This is a genomic window from Streptomyces sp. NPDC086835, from assembly GCF_044745705.1.
In the GTDB taxonomy this organism is placed as follows: Bacteria; Actinomycetota; Actinomycetes; order Streptomycetales; family Streptomycetaceae; genus Streptomyces.
This window is the reverse complement of record NZ_JBIVAU010000009.1, coordinates 42,879-63,106: the sequence shown is the minus strand read 5'-3', so window position 1 is coordinate 63,106 and position 20,228 is coordinate 42,879. Positions and strand designations below refer to the sequence as shown.

The window sequence follows — 20,228 nt, the reverse complement described above, 5'->3', positions numbered from 1 at the left end:
GGGTCACGGCTTCGCCGGCTGCTCCAGGACCAGACGGATCTCCGTGACCTCGTAGCCGGCGCGGTCGAACGCTGCGGCCATCGGCAGGTTCACGGTGTCCGTGGTGGCCGTGATCCGCTCCGCGCCGGCCGCCGCCTGGAAGCGGGTGATGTGGGCCAGGATCTCGTCGATCAGCCCGCGGCCGCGGAGCTCCGGGACCACGCCCAGATATCCGACGTTCCGGTTGTCGCCGCCGGTACTGGACGGTATGGCAAGGCCCGCGAGCATGCCCTCGGCCGTGTACGCGAGCCGCCACCAGTCCCGTTCTCCAGGGGCGTCGAGATAGAACTGCATGTCTTCCCGGGCCTGGACGTCCGCGTCGTTGGCGGCCAGTTCACGCCCGGTCCGGACGTCGAGGCTGCCCTGGGCGAGGCGGCGGAAGGCGTCGAGGAACGCGGCGTCGTCAGCCGGTGCGAACGTCAGCCTGGTGCCGGCCGCAGGCAGCCCCGCCTGCGGGGTCCACTCGTAACGCAGCCTTTCGACCTCATCGGTCAGGCCGGCGCGGTGGGCCGCGAGGCGTCGCCACTCGACCGCGGACGCCGTGCCGGCGTCGCCGCGCCAGCCCCGGGGCAGCGCGAGGTTGTAGAGCGGATCCCGCTCGGCGCCGCGCTCCCGGAACGCACGGTGGCCGGCCTCGAGGAGCGCCACGGCCACCGCCGCGCGGTCCGGTACACCCTCGCGGACATGGAGGCAGTCCAGAGCCACCGGCAGCTCCCCGTCCGTGCGGCCCCACCACAGGGCCCGCCCGACCAGCTCGCCGTCGGGGTCCTCGGCAGTCCACGTCCATTCGGGCCGGTACTGCCGTGTCTCCCAGTCTTCGCGGAAGCGTTCCGCGTTGATCCAGTCGAGCGGCGGGTCTGCGAGGAACGTGGCGACGCGTTCGGATTCTGCGGCGGTGATGGAGCGGACGAGCACAAGGCCTCCGGGGCGCATGGGGTGCGCCACGGATGCGGCGCCCCGCGATGATCACACAGGGCGGCCCTCGCCACACAGCCCTTTTGGCGCCGGCCGATCCCGGCCCGGTGAGCCTCTGTCATTCGCGACCGATCGCCGCGTTCGTCGCTGTGGGGCGCGGGTAGGGGGAGGGCGTGAGTTATGTGAACCCTGGCGGGGAGTACTCGCGCGACAGTCGGTACATCACCACCCGCGTCACCGCGGACGGACGCGACGGCTTCCCCGTGGAACCCGGCCGCTACCGGCTGGTGGTCAGCCGGGCCTGTCCGTGGGCCGGCCGGGCGGTGATCGTGCGGCGGTTGCTCGGGCTGGAGGGCGTGCTGTCGATGGGCATCGCCGGGCCCACGCACGACGAGCGCAGCTGGAGCTTCGACCTCGACCCGGGCGGCCGCGACCCGGTGCTCGGCATCGGGCGGCTCCAGGAGGCGTTCCTGGCCCGCGATCCCGGCTACGACCGGGGCATCACGGTGCCGGCCGTCGTCGACGTGCCGACCGGCAAGGTCGTGACCAACGACTTCCGGCAGATCACGATCGACATGTCGCTGGAATGGAAGGCGTACCACCGCGACGGGGCGCCGGAGCTCTACCCTCCCGAGCTGAGGCCGGAGATCGACGCGGTGAACGAGGTCGTCCACAAGGACGTGAACAACGGCGTCTACCGGGCCGGGTTCGCCGGGTCGCAGGAGTCGTACGCCGAGGCGCACGAACGCCTGTTCGCGCGGCTCGACCTGCTCTCGGAGCGGCTCGAAGGGTCCCGCTACCTCGTCGGCGACACGATCACCGAGGCGGACGTACGGCTGTTCACCACGCTCGTGCGCTTCGACGCCGTCTACCACGGTCACTTCAAGTGCAACCGGCAGAAGCTGTCCGAGATGCCGGTGCTCTGGGCGTACGCGCGTGACCTGTTCCAGACGCCCGGCTTCGGCGACACGGTCGACTTCGACCACATCAAGCAGCACTACTACCTGGTGCACAGCGACATCAACCCGACCGGGATCGTGCCGGTCGGCCCGGACCTGTCGGGCTGGCTCGAGCCGCACGACCGTGCGGCGCTCGGCGGGCGGCCGTTCGGCGACGGCACGCCGCCGGGGCCGGTCGCACCGGGGGAGGAAGTGCCGGCCGTTACGGGAAGGTCGTAGGCCCGATGAAGGACAACCTGTACGCCGTGAAGATTTCCGCAGCCGCGTTCTGTGGCCGGGCGGTCACTCATGGGGTAGTTTCAGGTCCAGCAGTCGTGGTTCCGAAGTCTCGTGCGCTCACGGGGAGTTCCCGTGGGCGCATTTGCTGTTCAGCAGTCCGAGGACCAGGGCGATCACCTCACCCAGAGGGCATCGGACAGCCGATGCCCCGCGTCCGAAATTGGAGAGCAGCATGGCTTCAGGCACCGTGAAGTGGTTCAACGCGGAAAAGGGCTTCGGCTTCATCGCCCAGGACGGCGGCGGCCCCGACGTCTTCGTCCACTACTCCGCGATCAACGCCTCCGGGTTCCGTTCCCTCGAGGAGAACCAGCAGGTGGAGTTCGACATCACCCAGGGCCCGAAGGGCCCGCAGGCCGAGAACGTCCGTCCGGTCTGACCTGACGGCACTCGCGCGACAGGCGCCCCCGGCACCATGTGCCGGGGGCGCCCTCGTGCCCGGACGCGCCGTCCCACCGCGAGGGCGCGGAGGCGCGGAGGTGCGCAGCCCTGGGCGGGTGTATCCAAGAGGCATGGGTCATCGGCTGCCGCGCGGGATTCGACCCCGGCCATGGGAGACGGGCCACACGCTGCTGGCCGTGGTCCTCGCGCTGATCGTGACGGTCACGGTCGTGGACATCCTCGCGCCCCCCGAGGTCCACCTCGGCCCCTTCCTGGCGGCAGCCCCCGCCGTCACGGCCTCGTTCGCCGGCCCGCGGGTCACCGCCGGCATCGGCGCGGTCGCCGTCCTGGCCCAGGCGGTGGTGGCGATCGTCCGCACCAGCCTCATCGATCTGAACCACAGTTTCCAGCTCATCGCACTGATACTGATCTCGGCGTTCGTCACCTTCTTCGCCCATCTGCGGGAACGGCACGAGAAGGAACTGGTCCAGCTGCGTTCCGTGGCCGAGGCCGCGCAGCAGGTCGTGCTGAGACCGTTGCCGCACCGGATCGGCCCCCTGCACATCGCCTCCGTCTACCTGGCCGCCGAGGCCGAGGCGCAGATCGGCGGCGACCTGTACGCGGCCGCCCGCACCGCCCACGGGACCCGGCTCCTCATCGGTGACGTCCGCGGCAAGGGCCTGGAGGCCGTCGGGGACGCCGCCCTGCTCCTCGGCGCCTTCCGGGGCGCCGCGCACCGGCAGGCCGACCTCCCCGCGCTGGTCGCCTACCTGGAGGGAACCGTATCCTCCGACCTGGACGACCCCGGTGCGGCCGGGCCCGGCGGCACGCCCACCGAGGCGTTCATCACCGCGGCCGTGCTCGACGTCCCCGACGACGTACCGGCCGTCGACCTGGTCAATTGCGGTCACCCGCCGCCCCTGCTGCTTCGCGACGGCGAGGTCGTGGCTCTGGAGGTGCGCCGTACGGCCCCGCCGCTCGGGCTCACCGAGTTCGTGGGGTCGGTCTTCACCGCGGAGACGTTCGCATTCGAGCCCGGTGACACCCTCCTGCTGTACACGGACGGCGTCATCGAGGCACGCGACCAGGCCGGTACCTTCTTCCCGCTCGCGGACCGTCTCGCCGACTGCGCGGGCCGGGCCCCGCACGCGCTCCTCGGCCGCCTCCGCCAGGACCTGCTCGCACATGCGGCCGGTGGGAGCCTGGGCGACGACGCCGCGATGGTGGCCGTCTCCCGTTCCGCGCGTGCCTAGCGCACGGCCGCGCGTCACGCACCGCACGAGCCGTCCCCGCCGATGCGCGGACGTTCGTCCTCCCCAAGCCCGAGTTCAGACCACGGAGGCACCGACCGATGTCCGAGAACCCCGCCGCTCCCGTGACCGTCCACGAGACGCCGCCCTCCCGCGTCCTCGTAGGCCCCGGCGCACGCCACCGCATCCCCGGGGAGATCGAACGGCTCGGCGCCCGGCGGGTGCTGCTGGTCGCGACCCGGTCGGCCAGTGCCGCGGCCGACGAGCTCGCCGGGGCACTCGGCCCCCGGCTGGCGGCACGCTTCGACGGAGCAGTCGTGCACACTCCGGTGGCCGTGACCGGCAAGGCGATGGAGGCCGTGGGGAAGACGTCGGCGGACGTCGTGGTGGCGATCGGGGGCGGCTCGGCCGTCGGCCTCGCCAAGGCGCTGTCGGCGCGGACGGGGATGCCGCAGGTCGCCGTCCCGACCACGTACGCGGGTTCGGAGGTGACCCCCGTCCTGGGCGAGACGGAGAACGGGGTGAAGACGACGCGACGCGACCCGGCCATCACGCCCGGGACGGTGGTCTACGACCCGGAGCTGACGCTGACGATGCCTGCGGGCCTCACGCTGACGAGCTCCCTGAACGCCCTGGCCCACGCGGTCGAGGCGCTCTGGGCACCGGACGCGACCGCCCTCAGCGACGCCCTCGCGACCGAGGCGGCCGACGGCATCCTGACCGCGCTCCCGCACGTCCTCTCCGATCTGTCGGCGCTCCCAGGACGCGAACGGCTCCAGGAGTCGGCCTGGCTCGCCGGCCTGTGTCTGGCCCGGACCAGGACGGGGCTGCACCACCAGCTGGCGCACATCCTCGGTGGGATGTTCGACCTGCCGCACGCGGATCTCCACGCGCTGCTGCTGGCGCACGTCATGGCGTTCGATCTCCCGTCGGCGCCGAAGGCCGCCGCCCGCCTGGAGCGGATCGCCGGCGGCGACCCGGTCGAGGTCGTCGCCCGGCTCGCCGGCGGCTACGACGGCCCGACCACGCTCAGGGCCCTGGGAGTTCCGCGCGACGCCCTGCGCGTGGTGGCGGAGCGGGTCGTGGACCGGCCGTATCCGAATCCTCGACCGCCGGAGACCGAGGCCGTGACCCGACTCCTGCACAGCGCCTGGTAAGGCCGTGTCCCCACCCCCTGCCTCGCAGGGGGTGGGGACACGGGCCTTACGGGCAGCGCCGGGGTCAGGCCGCCGGGGCCGGGTAGGTCGGGTACTCCACGCCGGAGACGTGCTGGACGACGCGGATGACCTGGCACGAGTAGCCGAACTCGTTGTCGTACCAGAGGTAGAGGATCGCGTTGTCGCCGTCGACCTTGGTGGCGCCGGCGTCGACGATCGAGGCGTGGCGCGAGCCCACGAAGTCCATGGAGACCGCGTCGGGAGCCGTGGTGAAGTCGATCTGGCGCTTGAGCGGCGAGTGCAGCGAGACGTCGCGCAGGTAGTCGAGGACCTCGTCGCGGGTGGTCTCACGGCCCAGGCGCAGGCTGAGGATGGCGATCGAGACGTCGGGCACGGGCACGCGGATCGAGCTGCCGGTGATCGGCGCCTTCAGGTCGGGCAGCGCCTTGGCGACGGCGGAGGCGGCGCCGGTCTCGGTGATGACCATGTTGAGCGGCGCGGAGCGGCCGCGGCGGTCGGCCTTGTGGTAGTTGTCCAGCAGGTTCTGGTCGTTGGTGAACGAGTGGACGGTCTCCACGTGGCCGCGCAGGACGCCGTACTCGTCCGCCATCGCCTTCAGCGGCGGGACGATCGCGTTGGTGGTGCAGGACGCGCAGGACAGGATCTGCTCGTCCGGCTTGATCGTGTCGTGGTTGACGCCGTGCACGATGTTGGGGACGTCGCCCTTGCCCGGAGCGGTCAGGACGACCTTGTCGATGCCGGGGCGCAGGTGCTTCGACAGGCCCTCGCGGTCACGCCACTTGCCCGTGTTGTCGATCAGGATGGCGTTGTCGATGCCATGCGCCGTGTAGTCGACCTCCGACGGGTCGCCCGCGTAGATGACCTTGATCTCGTTGCCGTTCGCGACGATCGTGCTGTTGGCCTCGTCGACGGTGATCGTGCCCTGGAACTGGCCGTGGATCGAGTCGCGGCGCAGGAGCGAGGCGCGCTTCACGAGGTCCTGCTCACCGCCGCCGCGCACCACGATCGCGCGCAGCCGCAGGCCGTTGCCGGAGCCGGACTTCTCGATGAGGAGGCGCGCGACGAGGCGGCCGATGCGGCCGAACCCGTACAGGACGACGTCACGGCCCTCGCCGCGCTCGATCTTGTTGGCGCCGGTGGCGCCCGCCACGGCCTCGGCCGTGAAGCCCTCGACGGTCAGTCCGCGGTCGTCGGCCTTGTACGCCTCCGCGAGCAGGGCGAGGTCGATCTGGGAGGGGCCGAGGTCGAGCGTCGTAAGGGCCTGCAGGAACGGCATCGTGTCGGTGACGGACAGTTCCTCACCGGCGATCTGCCGGGCGAACCGGTGGGTCTTGAGGATGCTGACCACCGACTTGTTCACCAGGGAGCGGCTGTGGAGCAGGACGGTGACGTCCCGCTCCCTGTGCAGCTTCCCGATGATCGGGATCATCGACTCCGCGATCTCCTCGCGGGTCTTCCAGTTGGTGAACGCGTCTTCGTTGACAGTCACAGGTTTATCTTTCGAGCTAGGTGGCGCTCATATGCTAACCCCCTGTCTTTTCGATCTTGACGGGGGTCCACACGGGCGCGATCACGCTGCCGCAGCGGCCTTCCCCGCGCGCCGTGTCAGCACGAGGGTCGCGGCGACCAGAGCGGCGGTGAGGATGCCCGTGACGAGGACCGGGGCGGGGGTGAAGACCGAGGCCAGGACCGCGAGCACGGCCACCGGATGGACCAGGTCCGTCCGGCTGCGGAGCTCGGCCGCCCGGTGGTGCAGCAGCCACACCATGGTCAGGAAGACGGCGACCGGGACGGTGTACGCCAGGGCGGCGGCACGGTCGGTGAGATGGCCGTGGCCGGTGGCATGGGCGACGTTCAGGGCGAGGCCGGCGCCGACGGCGGCCGCGGATGCGAAGACCGCGTAGTGGCCGTAGCCCCAGAGCAGCGCGGTCCTGAGGCTCGTCAGACGGCGCGGCGCGTTCTGCGCGAAGTAGAGCCACCACAGGGCGAACACCGTCAGCACCCCGCCCACGACGAGGGTCGCGATGTCGCCGAGGGCCGCGTCGGTGTCGAGGGCCGCGCGGACGGCGGTGGTGGCGGCCGTGATGGTCTCGCCGAGGACGATGATGGTGAACAGGCCGTACCGTTCGGCGATGTGGTGGGGGTGCCAGGTGGTGTTGGCAGCGGTCTCGGCCCAGACCGGGACGGCGAGTTCGGCCAGGGCCAGGACCACGAACGTGGCCAGGCCGCCGTCGTCGGGCAGTGCCAGCCGGGCCACCCAGCCGATCTGCACGATCAGGATGCCCACCGCGTAGCGCAGGCAGCAGCGCCGCCGTTCGGGATCGGAGTGTGCGGCGCGCAGCCACTGGGTGACCATGGCGAGCCGCATGATGACGTAACCCCACGTGATGACGGTGAAGTCGTCGTGCTCCAGGGCTTCCGCCGTTCCGGCGGCCATGACGAGCGCACCCGTGATCTGGACGAGGGTGAGGAGCCGGTAGGGGACGTCGTCCGTGTCGTAGGCGGAGGCGAACCAGGTGAAGTTCATCCAGGCCCACCAGATCGCGAAGAACACCAGCGCGTATCCGAGGACGCCGTGGCCGACGTGTCCTTCGGCGAGCTCGTGCTCGAAGGCCGCGGCGGCCTGGGCGACGGCCACGACGAAACACAGGTCGAAGAACAGCTCCAGCGCGGTGGCGGTGCGATGGGCCTCGCTCGAGAGGCGGGCGACCATCGGCCGGTGCCATGCACCGGCGGGGGAGTGTGACTGGCTCATAGGTGCGCGTCTCGAAAGTGAGGGGGCGGGGGGACGTTCGGACCTGGTCCGCTGTCGAAGCGGCCGGTCAGGGCCACGGGCTGGGCCTGTTTCTCCGGGTGGAGCCGGCCCCTAGTGATTACCACACCGGTCGCGGACGAGGTAGTGGGCCGCGCCACGGCCCACCACCTGTCGGCTGAAGGTTCAGCGAGTGGTGTAACCGCTGTTGAGGAAGATCGTCCGGCCGTTCGCCCACCAGTCGTCGGTGAGCAGGTGCCGCACCCAGGCCACGACGTCCTCGATCTTGGTGAGGTCCCCGTTCACGGCCGACGACTTGTGGTACGCGATCGGGTCGTCGTCCTCGGCCGAACAACTCCTCCCACAGGGCCCGGATGAAGTGCTCGAACGCGGCCGCCGCCGCGCCGGCCGGCGCGGCGGACGGCCCGTTCACACGCTCATACGCCCGCGGAGGACTGTGCGTCAGCAGCCGCCCGGAACAGGCGGCGCAGCCGCACCACGCCCAGGTCGTGCTGGTACAGGTTCTCGTGCTGGTCCGCGTCGGCCGGCATCGCTTCGAGCATCATCCGGTCCTGCTCCAGCACCTCCCAGTGGCGCTTCTCGATCAGCGTCTTGTAGAGGAAGCGCCAGGTGTCACGCTGCCAGCCCTCCACCCGGCGGTAGCGCCAGAAGAAGACCCCGGTGCGACCCGCGTCGACCGGGCAGGCCATGCCGACGATGCCGAACGGTCCGCCGGGGCCGGCGGACGGCGGGTAAGGGATGGACAGATCCACCCAGTCCACGCCCGTCCGGCACAGCTCCACCCAGTCGAAGTTGACGCCCCGCTGATCGGTCTTCTCGAAGAAGTAGCCGCGGTCGGTCTCCCGGATGCGGAACTTGGCCGTCGTGTCGCCGTCGGACATCGTGTGCGACTCGTGGTGCAGGAAGGCACCGTGCATCGGGTCGAGCAGGTTCTCCATGGCGTAGCGCCACGGAACGTTCCACTCCGCGTAGCACAGGAACGCGTCCGTGCCGGGATCGGTCAGCGGCTCGGGCAGCACCAACCCCGGGGGCTCCGGGTGCTCCTCGTCGCCGAAGTAGGCGAGGATCGCGCCCGCGGCCTCGCGAACGGGCAGCGACGTGACCAGCTTCTTGCCCTCCAGGTTGCATCCCGGCAGACCGGGCACGGAGGAGACCGTGCCGTCCGGTTCGACCTCGACACCGTGGTACCAGCAGGCGACCCGGTCCCCGAGGTGCTTGCCGAGCGACAGCGGCGCGCCGCGATGCGGGCAGCGGTCGGCCAGCATGGACAGGGCGCCGTCCGAGCGGCGGAACAGCAGCCACTGCTCACCGAGGGCGGTCACCTTGCGCATCGCGCCGGGGGCGACGAAGTGCGAGGGGACGACGGCGTGCCACTGGTTGCGCAGCCCGTTGGCGTAGATGTGGTCCGCGGTGGCGGACGTCGACAGCGTCATGGTCAGGCTCCCAGTCGGTTCATCTCGGCGCGGAAGGTCTCCTCGGTCCACTGCCTGCCGTCGGGGGTGCCGACGTTGCGCGCGTTGAGGCCGCGGACCACGTCGGCCAGTTCATGGCCCTCCTCGGTGAAGATCTCTTCGAGGGTGGCGGCGAGTCGGTACTCGTACGGTGTCGGCTCGTGGGTACGGGACTGGTGGACGTCCAGGTACGGCCAGGCGCCGGTCGCGGTGTCGGTCACGGTGTCTCCTGAGAGTGCGCGGGGGAAATAGGGGCCACGGGGGGTCACAGATCGAGGACGAGCCGGCCGGAGGAACACCGCGAGACGCAGATCATCATCGTGGCGCCCGAGGCGTGCTCGGCCTCGCTGAGCAGGAAGTCGCGGTGCTCGGGGGTGCCGTCGAGCACCCGGGTCTCGCACGTGCCGCAGATGCCGTCCCGGCAGGAGCTGTTCACGCTCAGGCCTGCCGCCTCCGCGGCGTCGAGGATCGAGGCGTCCGCGCCGACGCTGAGCGTCACTCCGGAGGTGCGGCATTCGACCTCGAACGCCGTGTCGTCGCCGTCGCGTTCCACGACGGGAGCGGCGAACCGCTCCAGCCGCAGCCGGCCTTCGGGGCACCGCCCCTCCACTGCGGCGAGCAGCGGTTCGGGGCCGCACGAGTAGACCAAGGCACCCTCACCAAGGTCCGCGAGCGCCGCGTCCAGGTCGATGTGGCCCTGCTCGTCCTGCGGCACCAGCGTCACATCGCCGCCCAGGGCGGCGAGTTCGGCGGTGAACGCCATCGTCGCGCGGCTCCGCCCGCCGTACACCATCCGCCACGCGGCTCCCCGGCGGCCGGCCTCCCGGGCCATCGCCAGCAGCGGGGTGACCCCGATGCCGCCGGCGACGAAGACGTAGCCGTCGGCGTCCTCCAGGGCGAAGTGGTTGCGCGGCTCGGACACGGTCACCGCCTGACCCGGACGCAGCGTGGTGTGCACATACCGGGAACCACCGCGCGAGGACGGCTCGTTGAGGACCCCGACACGGTAGACGTCCGGTGTGTGCGGGTCCGAGCACAGGCTGTACTGGCGGACCTGGCCGCCGACATGGACATCGAGGTGCGCGCCGGGCGTCCAGGCCGGCAGGGGTTTGCCGTCGGGGTGGGTGAGTTCGACGGACAGCACGCCCTCGGCCTCCCATGTCATACGTCGGACGATCAGCTGCAGCGTGTTCTCGCTCATGGCCTGGTGCCTCCTTACCGGCAGTGGGCAGTACGCGCGGACCCGGGGGTCCGGGACTACTGGCCCGGGATCCTCACGGGCGGGGTGAACGGGTTCTTCATCGGGCCGAGTGCCTCGAGGTCGACCTCGACCAGCGTCGGTCCGTCGGAGGCGACCGCCTGGGAGATCACCGGTGCGGCGTGCTCCTCGGCCGAGATCCGCAGGTACGGCAGCGAGCAGGCGCGGGCCAGCAGCTCGAAGTCGGGCGTCGTGAGGTCCACGCCGGAGCGCCGCTCGCCGTAGCGGTCCTGCATGTTGCGCAGCACGCCGTAGCCGCCGTCGTTGAACACGATGAGCGTGAGGCGGGGCCGTTCCTGGGCGAGGGTGAGGAGTTCTCCGAGGTGGACGGCGAGACCGCCGTCACCGGCGATCACAACGGTCGGCGCGCCGGGCCGTGCGAGCGCCGCGCCGATGCCCATGCCGAGGCCCTGCCCGATGCCTCCGCCGCGCGGGAAGACGTTGTCCCGCGGGTCGTACATCTCCAGCAGTCGGTTGCCCCAGCTGCTGGACGGGATGGTGACGTCCCGGGCGACGACCGCGTCCCTGGGCAGTGCGGCACGGATCGCGTCGCAGATCACGGCCTGCGGGCCGATGCTGTCGTGCAGCGCCGCCCGCACCTCGGTGCGTACGGAGGCCACCCGCTCGGCCCAGCCGGCCTCCGCCGGCCGCGCGTACGGCAGCAGGGCGTCGAGGACCGCGGCGGCGTCGCCGTGCAGGGCGTGCGTCGCCGGGTGGACGCGGCCGAGCGCGGCCGCGTCGGCGTCGATCTGGATGTGTGCCGCGGGCAGCTGGAGCGTGTAGTCGGCGGTCTCGTTGGAGCGGAAGTGCGTGCCGACGGTGAGCAGGACGTCCGCGTCCGCGAGCAGCGCGCGGGCGGCGGGGGCGGTGGCGAAGTTGCCGACGACCTGCCCGTGGTCCTCGGGCACCGACCCGCGGCCGGAGTTGGAGGTGATCAGGCCCGCCCCGGTGGCCTCCAGCAGCCGCACGAGCTCGCCGCTGGCACCGGTGGCGCCGCCGCCGGCCCAGATCAGCGGGCGGCGTACGGCGGCCAGCAGCGCGCCGGCGGAGGCAAGTTCACCGTCCCCGGGAGTGGGGAGGGTCGGTGCGGGGAGGTCGGCGTGAGCGTCGGTCTGAGCCGCGTACTGGAGGTCGATCGGCCACTCGACGCTCGCCGGACCACCCGGCACGGCGAGCGCGGCGCGCGCCGCCTCGCGCAGGATCCGCCCGGCCTGCGCGGTGTCGGACACATTCGCCGCGTAAGACGACACGGCGCTCAGCATGCCCAGCTGATCCTTGGTCTCGTGGATGAACCCGCGGCCGCTGCCGAGGTACTCGCTCTCGACCTGGCCGGTGATGTGCAGCACGGAGCTGCCCGCGCTCAGGGACTCGATCAGCGAACCGGCCGCGTTGCCCGCGCCGGTGCCGGTCGAGGTCAGTGCGCAGCCGATGCCGCCACGGGCCCGCCCGTAGGCGTCGGCGGCGTTCACCGCCGAGGCTTCGTGCCGCACGGGCACGAAGCGCAGATCGCGGTCGACGGCCTCGACCAGCGGCAGGTTGTGCACGCTGACGATGCCGAAGACGGTGTCGATGCCGAGTTCGCGCAGGACGGCGACGAGGAGATCGCCTCCGGTGTCGTGACGCATGGTGTCTCCTCAGAGGATGGAGCGGCCGACTCCGCCGCAGACGTCGATGGAGGTGCCGGTGATGTAGGAGGCACGGGGGGAGAGCAGGGCGACGACCGCGTACGCGACCTCCTCGGCCCGGCCGAGGCGGCCCAGCGCGATCCCGCGGTCGGCCGCGAGCTCGGCCTGCCAGTCCTCGTAGCTCGTTCCGGAGCCGGCCGCCGCGTGCCGGCGGGCCCACTGGCCGGTGTCTACGAGGCCCAGGCAGACCGAGTTGACCCGGATGCCGTCGGGGGCGAGCTCCGACGACAGGGACTTGGAGAGGTTGAGGATGCCCGCGCGGGCGGCGCTGGTGGTGATCAGCCGGGGCTCCGGCTGCTTGGCGAGGACCGCGTTGACGTTGACGATGCTCGCCGCGTCGGAGGCGGCGAGATACGGGCGCGCGGCGTGCAGGGGGTTCAGCACCCCGGCGAACTTCAGCTCCAGCTCGTCGCGCCAGTCGTCGGCGGTGGACTCGTCGAGGTTTTTCATCCGGGACTGGCCGGCGTTGTTGACCAGTCCGTCGATGCCGCCGAAATGCCCGGCGGCGCGCAGGACGAAGTCCCGCACCGCCGCGGCGTCCCGTACGTCGCACACCCCGGTCAGCAGCCGGTCGGGTGCGGCGCCGAGGCGGGCGGCCGCCTTGTCCAGCCGGTCGGCGTCGCGGCCACAGGTGGCGACGCGGGCACCCTCGTCGAGCAGGGCGCGGACCGTGGCCAGGCCGACGCCCGAGCTGCCGCCGGTGACCACGATGGTGCGGTCGGCGAGGCCCAGATCCATAACTCGGTTCTCCTGGGGTTCAGTTCATGGTGAAGCCGCCGTTGACGGCGATCACCTGTCCGGTCAGATAGCGGGACTCCTCGCCGAGCAGGTACGAGACGATCCCCGTGAGGTCGTCCGGCTGCTGCGGTCGGGAGAGAGCCCGGTTGGCGCGGTAGAGGTCGTGCCGTTCGGCGGGCACCCTCTCCGTCGCCTCGCACTCGGTCAGACCCGGGGCGACGGCGTTCACCGTGATGCCCTTGTCGCCGAGCTCCCTCGCCATGGCGCGGGTGAGCGCGATGACGGCGCCCTTGGAGGCGATGTAGTGGGACAGCCGCGGCGAGCCGTACAAGGCGGCGTCGGAGGCGATGTTGACGATCCGGCCCGGGGCGGTGAACAGCGGGTACAGGGCCTTCGACACCAGCCATGGGCCGCGGGCGTTGACCGTCATCAGCCGGTCCCACACCTCGACGTCGATGTCCCAGAACTCCTTGCCGCCCACGCCGTTGGCCAGTGCCGCGTTGTTGACCAGCCCGTACGGCGGACCGAGCTCCCGCACGGCGTCGGCCAGCGCGGCGACCGACGCCGGGTCGGCGACGTCGCAGCGTACGAAGTGGGCGTCGACGCCCTGGGCACGCAGCTCCGCGGCGGCCTTCTCGCCCGTCTCCTGGTCCAGCTCGGCGAGGACGACCCGGAAGCCGTCCTCGCCGGCCCGGCGGGCCATGGCCAGTCCCAGGCCACGGCCCGCCCCGGTGACGACGACGGTGCGCACACCGGCCAGGGGCGTGTCAGTCACGGGTGACGCCGTGCATCGGCGAGTACTCGGGGTAGGTCGGCACCTGCGGCTTCCGCGTGCCGATGACGACGCAGAACAGGGCGTCGGAGTCACCCTCGTTCTTCAGGGAACGGGTCACACCGGCCGGCACGACGATCATGTCGCGGTAGCCGAGCGTGCGGTACTCGACCTCGTCGGGGCCGCGGTGGATACCCACCCGGACCTGCCCCTCGAGGACGAAGAAGGCCTCCTCCACGTCGTGGTGGGTGTGGGCCGGGCCCTCGGCGCCGGGCGGCAGCAGCATGTTGGAGAAGGTGAAGCCTCCGGACGGCAGGATGCGGCTGTCGTTCTCGTGGTTGCCGGTGGCACCGGACCCGACGTAGCGGATCTGGCCGCGGCGGTACTGCGGGCCGGCCTTCTCCTGGAAGGAGAGGGTGCCGAAGTCCGCCACACGGGAGTCCTTGGTGGCGATGAGGGAGTCGGTGTACGAGGCGAGGTCGCCGCCGTTGTCGTACTCGGTGGTGGTCAGAGGCATGGTGACTGCTCCTTGTTGACGGGGGTTCAGGGGGCGGGATCACTCGGGGATGCGCGCGGTGATCCTCAGGTGGGAGAGCACCCAGGCGTCGAAGCGGACCGGCTGCTCCTGGTTGGCCAGGTGACCGGCGTCCTTGACGATCACGTAGGCGGACTTGTGGACGGCTCCGGCGAGCGCCTGGCTCGCCTCGATGCCGGTGACCGTGTCCTTGTCGCCGCACAGGACGAGCAAGGGCACGGCGATCGAGGGCAGTTCGGCACGCAGATCGGCCGATGCCATGGACTCGGCGGCGTACGCGTAACCCGGCAGCCGCACCGAGGCGGCCATCGTGTCGACCACACGCCGGACCAGGTCAGCCGGCGCGCCCGGCGACACCAGCCGTGGGCCGCGCGCCTCGGCGAAGGCCCGTGGGCCGGCTTGTGCCAGCTCGGCGGCCCGCGCCCGCATGCCCTCCGCCTTCGCCGCGTCCGTGCCCGAACCGGGACTGGAGTCGGCGACGATCAGCGAGTCGACGAGGCCGGGGTGGCGGGTGGCGAGCCGCAGCGCGATCACACCGCCCCAGGACACTCCGAGGACATGGGCGCTCGTGCCGCGCTCGCGGATGACGGCGGCCACCGCGTCCGCGTAGTCGTCGAGCGTGAGCGGGCCCTCGGGGTCAGGGGATCTGCCGTACCCCGGTGCGTCCCAGGCCACGACCCGGACGTACGGGGACAGTCCGGCGAGCTGCGGGGCGAAGGCGGCGGACGACGAGCCGATGCCGTGCAGGCACAGCAGCAGCGGCCCCTGGTCGCCGGCCTCCTCCACATGGACACCGGGCACACGGGCGCCGGGCACATGGACACCGGGCACACGGGCGCCGGCCCTGTGGCCGCCCGGCCCGTGGGCGTCGTCCGCCTGGACGTCGACGTCGACGCCGGTGCGGGCGCTCACAGGATCTGCCCCGTCCGGCCGGTGATCGCCGCCAGCGAGCGCAGCACCGTGTACGGCACGATCCGGCTGGTCGCCGGGTTGCCGGGGTCCGGCAGATGCGTGACCTCGAAGCGGTACGCGCCCAGCTCACCGGACGCCTCGACCACATGCCGGGTGCGGTGCGCCGCCGGGTCGGCGACGACCTGGACCCGCACAGTGTCCAGGTCGCCGACGGCCAGCGCGACCGAGGCGGCCACGTTCGTGGACTTGGGGAACTTCACCGGTACGTCCCGCGCGGTGCCGGACATCACCACGACAGGTCCGGTCGCGGTCCGCATACGGGACAGCAACTCGGCGTCCATCCAAGGCTGTTCGAGGGTGGCGGGCAGTTTGGTGGTGGTCAGGCGGACCTCTTCCAGCGGGCCCAGGGAGCGGGCGGCCTGGAGCAGGTCGAGGCCGCCGACCGCGCCGCCCGTGAAGTACACCCGTCCCGGGCCGGCGGCGAGGAGCCGCTTCGCGAGCTCCTCGTCGGTCAGCGCGCCCGTCGAGGCGATCAGCAGGTCCGTCCCGGAGGCCAGGACCCGCTCGCCCCAATCGCGGACGACGCCCTGACCTGCGGCCTCCACGATCAGGTCGCAGCGCTCGATGGCGTCCTCGAAGGTGACCTGCGCGGCCGGTGCCGCCTCGCCGAGCGGGCGGTTGTCGACGACACAGACCAGCTCGGCGGAGCCCACCCGGCCCTCGGCGAGAGCGGCGCCCACGACCCGGCCGATGGCGCCCCAGCCGACGATGCCCACCTTGCGCACGGTGCTCATGCGGCGTTCTCCTCTGCGTGGTGGGTGCGGTCCGAGTCGTCGTCCGCGGGGTTCTTGCTGGGCGGCGCGGCGTCGACGGGCGCGGCGAGCGGTCCGGGGTCGGGCGTGCCCGCCATGTGGCAGCGGATCTCCTTCGACGGCGGCCCGGCCGTGCCCCACAGGTCGGACAGTTCGGGGACCCGCCGCCACACGCGGGCGATCCAGGCGTCCTCGACGATCTGGGCGACCTCGGAGGTGTACTCGCAGACCAGGCCGGACGGGTCGGTGAAGTAGGAGAAGGTGTTGTTGCCGGGGCCGTGCCGGCCGGGCCCCCACTTCGGTGCGATGCCGTGGTGGCGCAGCCGTCCGAGGCCCCGCATGAAGTGGTCCACCGAGGGCATCTCGTAGGCCACGTGGTTGAGGGAGGTCCACTCCGCCTGGTTGAAGGCGATGCAGTGGTGGTCGGCGTTGCAGCGCAGGAACACCATCTGGTGCTCGGACCAGTCCGAGACGCGCAGCCCCAGCACGTCGCAGTAGAAGGTCACGGCGGCGTCGATGTCGGTGGTGTTGAGCACGGCGTGCGTGACGCCGACGGGCACCGCGGCGTCCCTGCCGCTCGGAGCGACCGCCTCGACATGGGCGCTGATCTCGATCAGCCGCTGCTCGGGGTCGGTGAACCGCAGCCCGTAGCCGCCGCCGGCCTGCTCGAGCGGGCCGGGGCCGAAGACGGGGACGATGCCGTGCGCCGCGAGCCGGCGGGCGGCCTCGTCGACCTCGGCGGGCGTGCCGACGGCGAACGCGAGCCGGCCGAGGCCCACCCGCTCCCGCTCCGTGAGGTGCAGGACGTGGTGCTCGTCGCCGGTGCCGCGGAGCCAGCGGGCGCCGGTGTCGGACTCGACACTCGTCAGGCCCCAGACCTCCTCGTAGAAGCCGGCGGCCTCGGCGAAGGCGGGCGTGTGCAGCTCGACGTAGCGCAGGGAGCGGAGCCGGGCGATCGGACCGGGCGGTGGACGGTGCATGAGTCTCTCCAGACGGGCAGGCGTGCCGGGTCAGTTGGCCCAGGGGAGCGGGGCGGTGGAGGTGCCCCAGTACAGGGACTTCTGGCGCTGGTAGGCGCGGATCGCGTCACGGCCCTTCTCCGTGCCGAGGCCGCTGTCCTTCCATCCGCTGAACGGGGTGGAGGCGCTGAACTGCTTGTACGTGTTGATCCAGACGGTGCCCGCCTCGATACGGCGGGCCAGGCTCCACGCGTCGCGCGCGTCGCGCGTCCAGATGCCACAGGCGAGTCCGTAGACCGAGTCGTTGGCCTGGCGGACCAGGTCCTCCTCGTCGTCGTAGGGCAGGGTCACGAGGACCGGACCGAAGATCTCCTCCTGGCAGGTGCGGGAGGTGTTGGGCAGGCCGTCGAGGACGGTCGGCAGGTAGTACGCCCCGTCGCGGTACCGCTCGCCCTCGGGGGCCGAGCCGCCGCACAGCACGCGGGCGCCTTCGGAGCGGGCGAGGTCGACGTAGGCGGCGACCGCGTCGCGGTGGCGGTGGTGCACGAGCGGGCCGACCTGCGTGGCGGGGTCCGTACCCGGGCCGACGCGCAGCGCGCGGACGCGGTCCACCAGTTCGCCGACGAAGGAGTCGTAGATCCCGCGGGCGACGAACAGCCGGGAACCGGCGATGCACGACTGGCCGCTGGACGAGAAGATCCCGAACAGCACGCCGGCGAGGGCCTGTTCGACGTCGGCGTCGGCGCGCACGATCGTCGGCGACTTACCGCCGAGCTCCAGCGAGGCGGGGATCAGTTTCTGTGCCGCGACGGCGGCGATCGACCGGCCGGTGGCGGTTCCTCCGGTGAAGCCGATACGGGCGACGAGCGGATGGCGCACGATGGCGTCGCCGACCACCCGGCCGCTGCCCGGCAGTACCGACAGCAGTGCCGTGGGCAGCCGGAACTCCTCCAGTGCCCGGGTGATCAGCCGGCCGAGGGCGAGCGAGACCAGTGGGGTCCAGGCGGCGGGCTTGAGGAGGACCGCATTCCCGGCGGCCAGCGCGGGGGCGAGCTTCTGGGCGTCGCTGGCGACGGGGGAGTTCCAGGGGTTGATCGCGCCGACGACACCGATCGGCTCGTGGACGCTCATCGTGACGTAGGGGCCGCGGGAGGGGGTGAGGGTGTCCTCGGCCGTCTCGAGCGCGGCCGCCAGGTAGCGGAAGGTGCCGGCCGCGCTGAGTGCGAGGGCACGGGTCTCGGCGAGGGTCTTCCCGGTGTCCGCGGTCTGCAGGGCGGACAACTCGTCCGCGCTCTGCTCGGTGAGGTCACCGATGCGGTGCAGCAGCCGGGCCCTCTCGTGCGGGAGCAGGTCGCGCCAGGCGGGTTCGGCCGCCGCGCGGGCGGCGGCCTCGGCCGCTTCGCAGACCTCCGCGGCGGAGGGGGAACTCACGGTGGCGAGGACGCGGCCGGTCGCCGGGTCGACGGTGTCGAGCGGCTCACCCGCACCGCGCCGCCACTGGCCGGCGATCAGGATGTCGGTGGGGACGGTGGGCACGGCGGGACCTCCGGACGAGGCGGCGGGAAGGGGGACTTCGGGCGGTCGGGCACCGGACGCGGCCGGGCCGGCCGGGTCGTGCGTCGTTCCTGAAGTGCTAGAAATCTAAGTGCTTAAGTTTCTAGCCGCAAGACCCCGAGGTGAAATCGTTGCCCGGCATGCCTTGAGCTCGATCTGGGTGGCGTTGAGGATGAGGGGCGAGCGTACGGCTTCGATATTCCTAAGCTCTTAACCATTGACCGCTTAGGTACAGGAACCTACTGTCTCCGCAACTCCTCTGGTTCGCGGAAGGACCCTCCATGACGACTGTGGCCGGCAAGCCAGCCCTTGGCTCCATAGCCGCGAGACTCGAACGACTGCCGCACTCGCGCTGGCACGTCAAGGTCCGGTTCCTGATCGGCGCCGTCACCTTCTTCGAGGCGTTCGACCAGCTGTTGGCCGCCTCGGCCCTGCCCGTCCTGATGAAGGAATGGAACCTCACCACCGGGCAGGCCACCTTCGCCGTGACCGCCGCGTCCATCGGCATGCTCATCGGCGCCATCGGCGCCGGCTGGCTGGGCGACCGGATCGGCCGTGTGCGCACGGTGGCCCTCGGGGTCGGCGTCACCGGGCTCGCAAGCCTCGCCGTCGCCTTCTCCGGCAGCATCGAGACGTTCTCGCTGTTCCGGTTCGCCCAGGGACTCGGCATCGGCGGTGTGGTGCCCGTGGCGGCCACGTACATCAACGAGATCGCCCGCTCCGACAAGCGCGGCCGCTTCGTGCTGCTGTACGAGATGATCTTTCCGGCCGGTCTCGCCACGGCCACCCTGGTCGCCGTCTGGGTGGTGCCCAACCTCGGCTGGCGCGCCATGTTCGTCATCGGCGCCCTGCCCGTGCTCATCGCCGCCGCGCTGCCCCGACACGTCGAGGAATCCCCGCGCTGGCTGCTGGCCCGCGGTCGCACGGAGGAGGCCGAGGCCGCCATGGCCCGGATCGAGGCGCAGGTCTCCCGCGCCACCGCGGAACCGCTGCCGCTGCCCTCCGCGAACGTCACGGAGGACACCGGCCGGGGCCGGCTCGGCGACATCTTCAAGGGCCGCTACCTGCGCCGCACGGCGGTCCTGTCCGGCCTGTGGTTCGTGGCGTACTACGTCAACCACGGCATCTCCACCTGGCTGCCGTCCCTCTACACCAAGCACTTCGGCCTCGATCTGACCACCGCGCTGGTCTACACGCTGCTCAGCAACGTCACAGGACTGCTCGGCACCTTCGTCGTCGCCATGGTCATCGACCGGATGGGCCGCAGGGCGGCGCTGGTGGCCGCGCTCGGCGGCAGCGTGCTGTCCCTCGGGGTGCTCGCACTGGCCGGCGCCACGTCGGGCGGTCAGGTCGCCGTCTTCGCCTCGTGCACGACCTTCTTCCTGTACGCGATCAACGCGGGGCTCTACCTGTACTCGCCGGAGCTGTACCCGACCTCCAACCGGGCCAAGGGCGCGGCGTTCGGCGGCCTGTGGAACCGGCTCGGCGTCATCATCGGCCCGGTCACCGTCGGCGCGATCATCGGCGCGGGCGGAAGCCTGTCCCTCGTCTTCGCGCAGCTCGCGGTCGTGGCCGCGGTGGGCGCCGTGATCGCCTGGTTCGCGGTCGAGACCAAGGGCCGGACGCTGGAGGAGCTCAACTCCTGACACGGCCGCCGGTCCGGCGAGGGGCCGGGGGGGCCGGGGGGGGGGGGCCCCCCCCCCCCCCCCCCCCCCCCCCGCGCCGCCCGGCCCCGCCCCCCCCCCCCCCCCCCCCCCCCCCCCCCCCCCCGGCCAACTGAC

19 protein-coding genes are annotated in these 20,228 nt (G+C 71.9%); 5 read left to right on the top strand and 14 right to left on the bottom strand.

The window, feature by feature from the left end; all coding sequences use genetic code 11:
- Nucleotides 1-3: 3 nt before the first annotated feature.
- On the bottom strand, nucleotides 4-972 hold the full coding sequence (locus ACIPJI_RS26295; RefSeq protein ID WP_402249228.1) for a GNAT family N-acetyltransferase: 969 nt from the start codon (nucleotides 970-972) through the stop codon (nucleotides 4-6).
- A gap of 155 nt (nucleotides 973-1,127) precedes the next feature.
- Here ACIPJI_RS26295 and ACIPJI_RS26290 point away from each other — a divergent pair, with 155 nt between their 5' ends.
- The 4 genes from ACIPJI_RS26290 (at nucleotide 1,128) to ACIPJI_RS26275 (ending at nucleotide 4,977) form a co-directional block, all read left to right on the top strand.
- Nucleotides 1,128-2,132, top strand: coding sequence for a glutathione S-transferase family protein (locus ACIPJI_RS26290; protein WP_402249227.1), 1,005 nt, complete (start codon nucleotides 1,128-1,130; stop codon nucleotides 2,130-2,132).
- A 232-nt stretch (nucleotides 2,133-2,364) separates the two neighbouring features.
- Complete coding sequence (locus ACIPJI_RS26285) at nucleotides 2,365-2,568, top strand: cold-shock protein (protein WP_005320750.1); 204 nt, start codon at nucleotides 2,365-2,367, stop codon at nucleotides 2,566-2,568.
- 133 nt (nucleotides 2,569-2,701) lie between these two features.
- Nucleotides 2,702-3,823 (top strand): PP2C family protein-serine/threonine phosphatase, encoded by a 1,122-nt coding sequence (locus tag ACIPJI_RS26280; RefSeq protein ID WP_356624496.1) that lies wholly within the window; start codon nucleotides 2,702-2,704, stop codon nucleotides 3,821-3,823.
- 98 nt (nucleotides 3,824-3,921) lie between these two features.
- Complete coding sequence (locus ACIPJI_RS26275) at nucleotides 3,922-4,977, top strand: maleylacetate reductase (RefSeq protein ID WP_402249225.1); 1,056 nt, start codon at nucleotides 3,922-3,924, stop codon at nucleotides 4,975-4,977.
- A 64-nt stretch (nucleotides 4,978-5,041) separates the two neighbouring features.
- Here the strand turns inward: ACIPJI_RS26275 and ACIPJI_RS26270 are convergent, their stop codons facing one another.
- The 13 genes from ACIPJI_RS26270 to ACIPJI_RS26210 all read right to left on the bottom strand — a co-directional run bounded on the left by ACIPJI_RS26270 (nucleotide 5,042) and on the right by ACIPJI_RS26210 (nucleotide 18,429).
- The gene (locus ACIPJI_RS26270) at nucleotides 5,042-6,487 is read right to left on the bottom strand and encodes a glyceraldehyde-3-phosphate dehydrogenase (RefSeq protein ID WP_356624498.1); all 1,446 of its coding nucleotides are present in this window, start codon (nucleotides 6,485-6,487) and stop codon (nucleotides 5,042-5,044) included.
- Between the two features lie 81 nt (nucleotides 6,488-6,568).
- Nucleotides 6,569-7,753, bottom strand: a complete 1,185-nt coding sequence (locus ACIPJI_RS26265) for a low temperature requirement protein A (protein ID WP_402249223.1) — start codon at nucleotides 7,751-7,753, stop codon at nucleotides 6,569-6,571.
- 434 nt (nucleotides 7,754-8,187) lie between these two features.
- Nucleotides 8,188-9,204, bottom strand: coding sequence for an aromatic ring-hydroxylating dioxygenase subunit alpha (locus ACIPJI_RS26260; RefSeq protein ID WP_356624502.1), 1,017 nt, complete (start codon nucleotides 9,202-9,204; stop codon nucleotides 8,188-8,190).
- A gap of 2 nt (nucleotides 9,205-9,206) precedes the next feature.
- Nucleotides 9,207-9,443: a recombinase-like helix-turn-helix domain-containing protein gene (locus ACIPJI_RS26255; protein ID WP_402249221.1), complete on the bottom strand. Its 237-nt coding sequence runs from the start codon at nucleotides 9,441-9,443 to the stop codon at nucleotides 9,207-9,209.
- Between the two features lie 44 nt (nucleotides 9,444-9,487).
- Entirely contained in the window at nucleotides 9,488-10,423 is a 936-nt protein-coding gene (locus ACIPJI_RS26250; protein ID WP_402249219.1) for a PDR/VanB family oxidoreductase, read from the bottom strand.
- Nucleotides 10,424-10,479: 56 nt separating this feature from the next.
- Complete coding sequence (locus tag ACIPJI_RS26245) at nucleotides 10,480-12,105, bottom strand: thiamine pyrophosphate-binding protein (RefSeq protein ID WP_402249218.1); 1,626 nt, start codon at nucleotides 12,103-12,105, stop codon at nucleotides 10,480-10,482.
- Nucleotides 12,106-12,114: 9 nt separating this feature from the next.
- Complete coding sequence (locus tag ACIPJI_RS26240; protein ID WP_402249216.1) at nucleotides 12,115-12,903, bottom strand: SDR family oxidoreductase; 789 nt, start codon at nucleotides 12,901-12,903, stop codon at nucleotides 12,115-12,117.
- 19 nt (nucleotides 12,904-12,922) lie between these two features.
- Nucleotides 12,923-13,678: an SDR family oxidoreductase gene (locus tag ACIPJI_RS26235; protein ID WP_402249214.1), complete on the bottom strand. Its 756-nt coding sequence runs from the start codon at nucleotides 13,676-13,678 to the stop codon at nucleotides 12,923-12,925.
- A complete protein-coding gene (locus tag ACIPJI_RS26230; protein ID WP_402249212.1) occupies nucleotides 13,671-14,192 on the bottom strand; it encodes a cupin domain-containing protein in 522 nt (173 codons plus the stop codon). Before ACIPJI_RS26230 ends, ACIPJI_RS26235 begins: the two co-directional genes overlap by 8 nt.
- A 39-nt stretch (nucleotides 14,193-14,231) precedes the next feature.
- The gene (locus ACIPJI_RS26225) at nucleotides 14,232-15,011 is read right to left on the bottom strand and encodes an alpha/beta fold hydrolase (RefSeq protein ID WP_356624569.1); all 780 of its coding nucleotides are present in this window, start codon (nucleotides 15,009-15,011) and stop codon (nucleotides 14,232-14,234) included.
- Between the two features lie 107 nt (nucleotides 15,012-15,118).
- Nucleotides 15,119-15,916 (bottom strand): aspartate dehydrogenase domain-containing protein, encoded by a 798-nt coding sequence (locus ACIPJI_RS26220; RefSeq protein ID WP_402249211.1) that lies wholly within the window; start codon nucleotides 15,914-15,916, stop codon nucleotides 15,119-15,121.
- Nucleotides 15,913-16,914 (bottom strand): VOC family protein, encoded by a 1,002-nt coding sequence (locus ACIPJI_RS26215; RefSeq protein WP_402249209.1) that lies wholly within the window; start codon nucleotides 16,912-16,914, stop codon nucleotides 15,913-15,915. Before ACIPJI_RS26215 ends, ACIPJI_RS26220 begins: the two co-directional genes overlap by 4 nt.
- Before the next feature lie 30 nt (nucleotides 16,915-16,944).
- Nucleotides 16,945-18,429, bottom strand: a complete 1,485-nt coding sequence (locus tag ACIPJI_RS26210; RefSeq protein ID WP_402249207.1) for an aldehyde dehydrogenase — start codon at nucleotides 18,427-18,429, stop codon at nucleotides 16,945-16,947.
- Nucleotides 18,430-18,728: 299 nt separating this feature from the next.
- On the opposite strand from ACIPJI_RS26210, the gene ACIPJI_RS26205 reads away from it, so the two are divergent.
- Nucleotides 18,729-20,093, top strand: a complete 1,365-nt coding sequence (locus tag ACIPJI_RS26205; protein WP_402249206.1) for an MFS transporter — start codon at nucleotides 18,729-18,731, stop codon at nucleotides 20,091-20,093.
- Nucleotides 20,094-20,228 lie beyond the last annotated feature (135 nt).

What these genes read in the sequence shown, in the direction of transcription:
- ACIPJI_RS26275 (WP_402249225.1), top strand. Translation starts at nt 3,922, where the DNA reads ATGTCCGAGAACCCCGCCGCTCCCGTGACCGTCCACGAGACGCCGCCC.
- ACIPJI_RS26205 (WP_402249206.1), top strand. Translation starts at nt 18,729, where the DNA reads ATGACGACTGTGGCCGGCAAGCCAGCCCTTGGCTCCATAGCCGCGAGA.
- ACIPJI_RS26240 (WP_402249216.1), bottom strand. Translation starts at nt 12,903, where the DNA reads ATGGATCTGGGCCTCGCCGACCGCACCATCGTGGTCACCGGCGGCAGC.
- ACIPJI_RS26245 (WP_402249218.1), bottom strand. Translation starts at nt 12,105, where the DNA reads ATGCGTCACGACACCGGAGGCGATCTCCTCGTCGCCGTCCTGCGCGAA.
- ACIPJI_RS26295 (WP_402249228.1), bottom strand. Translation starts at nt 972, where the DNA reads ATGCGCCCCGGAGGCCTTGTGCTCGTCCGCTCCATCACCGCCGCAGAA.
- ACIPJI_RS26285 (WP_005320750.1), top strand. Translation starts at nt 2,365, where the DNA reads ATGGCTTCAGGCACCGTGAAGTGGTTCAACGCGGAAAAGGGCTTCGGC.
- ACIPJI_RS26215 (WP_402249209.1), bottom strand. Translation starts at nt 16,914, where the DNA reads ATGCACCGTCCACCGCCCGGTCCGATCGCCCGGCTCCGCTCCCTGCGC.
- ACIPJI_RS26250 (WP_402249219.1), bottom strand. Translation starts at nt 10,423, where the DNA reads ATGAGCGAGAACACGCTGCAGCTGATCGTCCGACGTATGACATGGGAG.
- ACIPJI_RS26230 (WP_402249212.1), bottom strand. Translation starts at nt 14,192, where the DNA reads ATGCCTCTGACCACCACCGAGTACGACAACGGCGGCGACCTCGCCTCG.
- ACIPJI_RS26220 (WP_402249211.1), bottom strand. Translation starts at nt 15,916, where the DNA reads ATGAGCACCGTGCGCAAGGTGGGCATCGTCGGCTGGGGCGCCATCGGC.
- ACIPJI_RS26280 (WP_356624496.1), top strand. Translation starts at nt 2,702, where the DNA reads ATGGGTCATCGGCTGCCGCGCGGGATTCGACCCCGGCCATGGGAGACG.
- ACIPJI_RS26260 (WP_356624502.1), bottom strand. Translation starts at nt 9,204, where the DNA reads ATGACGCTGTCGACGTCCGCCACCGCGGACCACATCTACGCCAACGGG.
- ACIPJI_RS26265 (WP_402249223.1), bottom strand. Translation starts at nt 7,753, where the DNA reads ATGAGCCAGTCACACTCCCCCGCCGGTGCATGGCACCGGCCGATGGTC.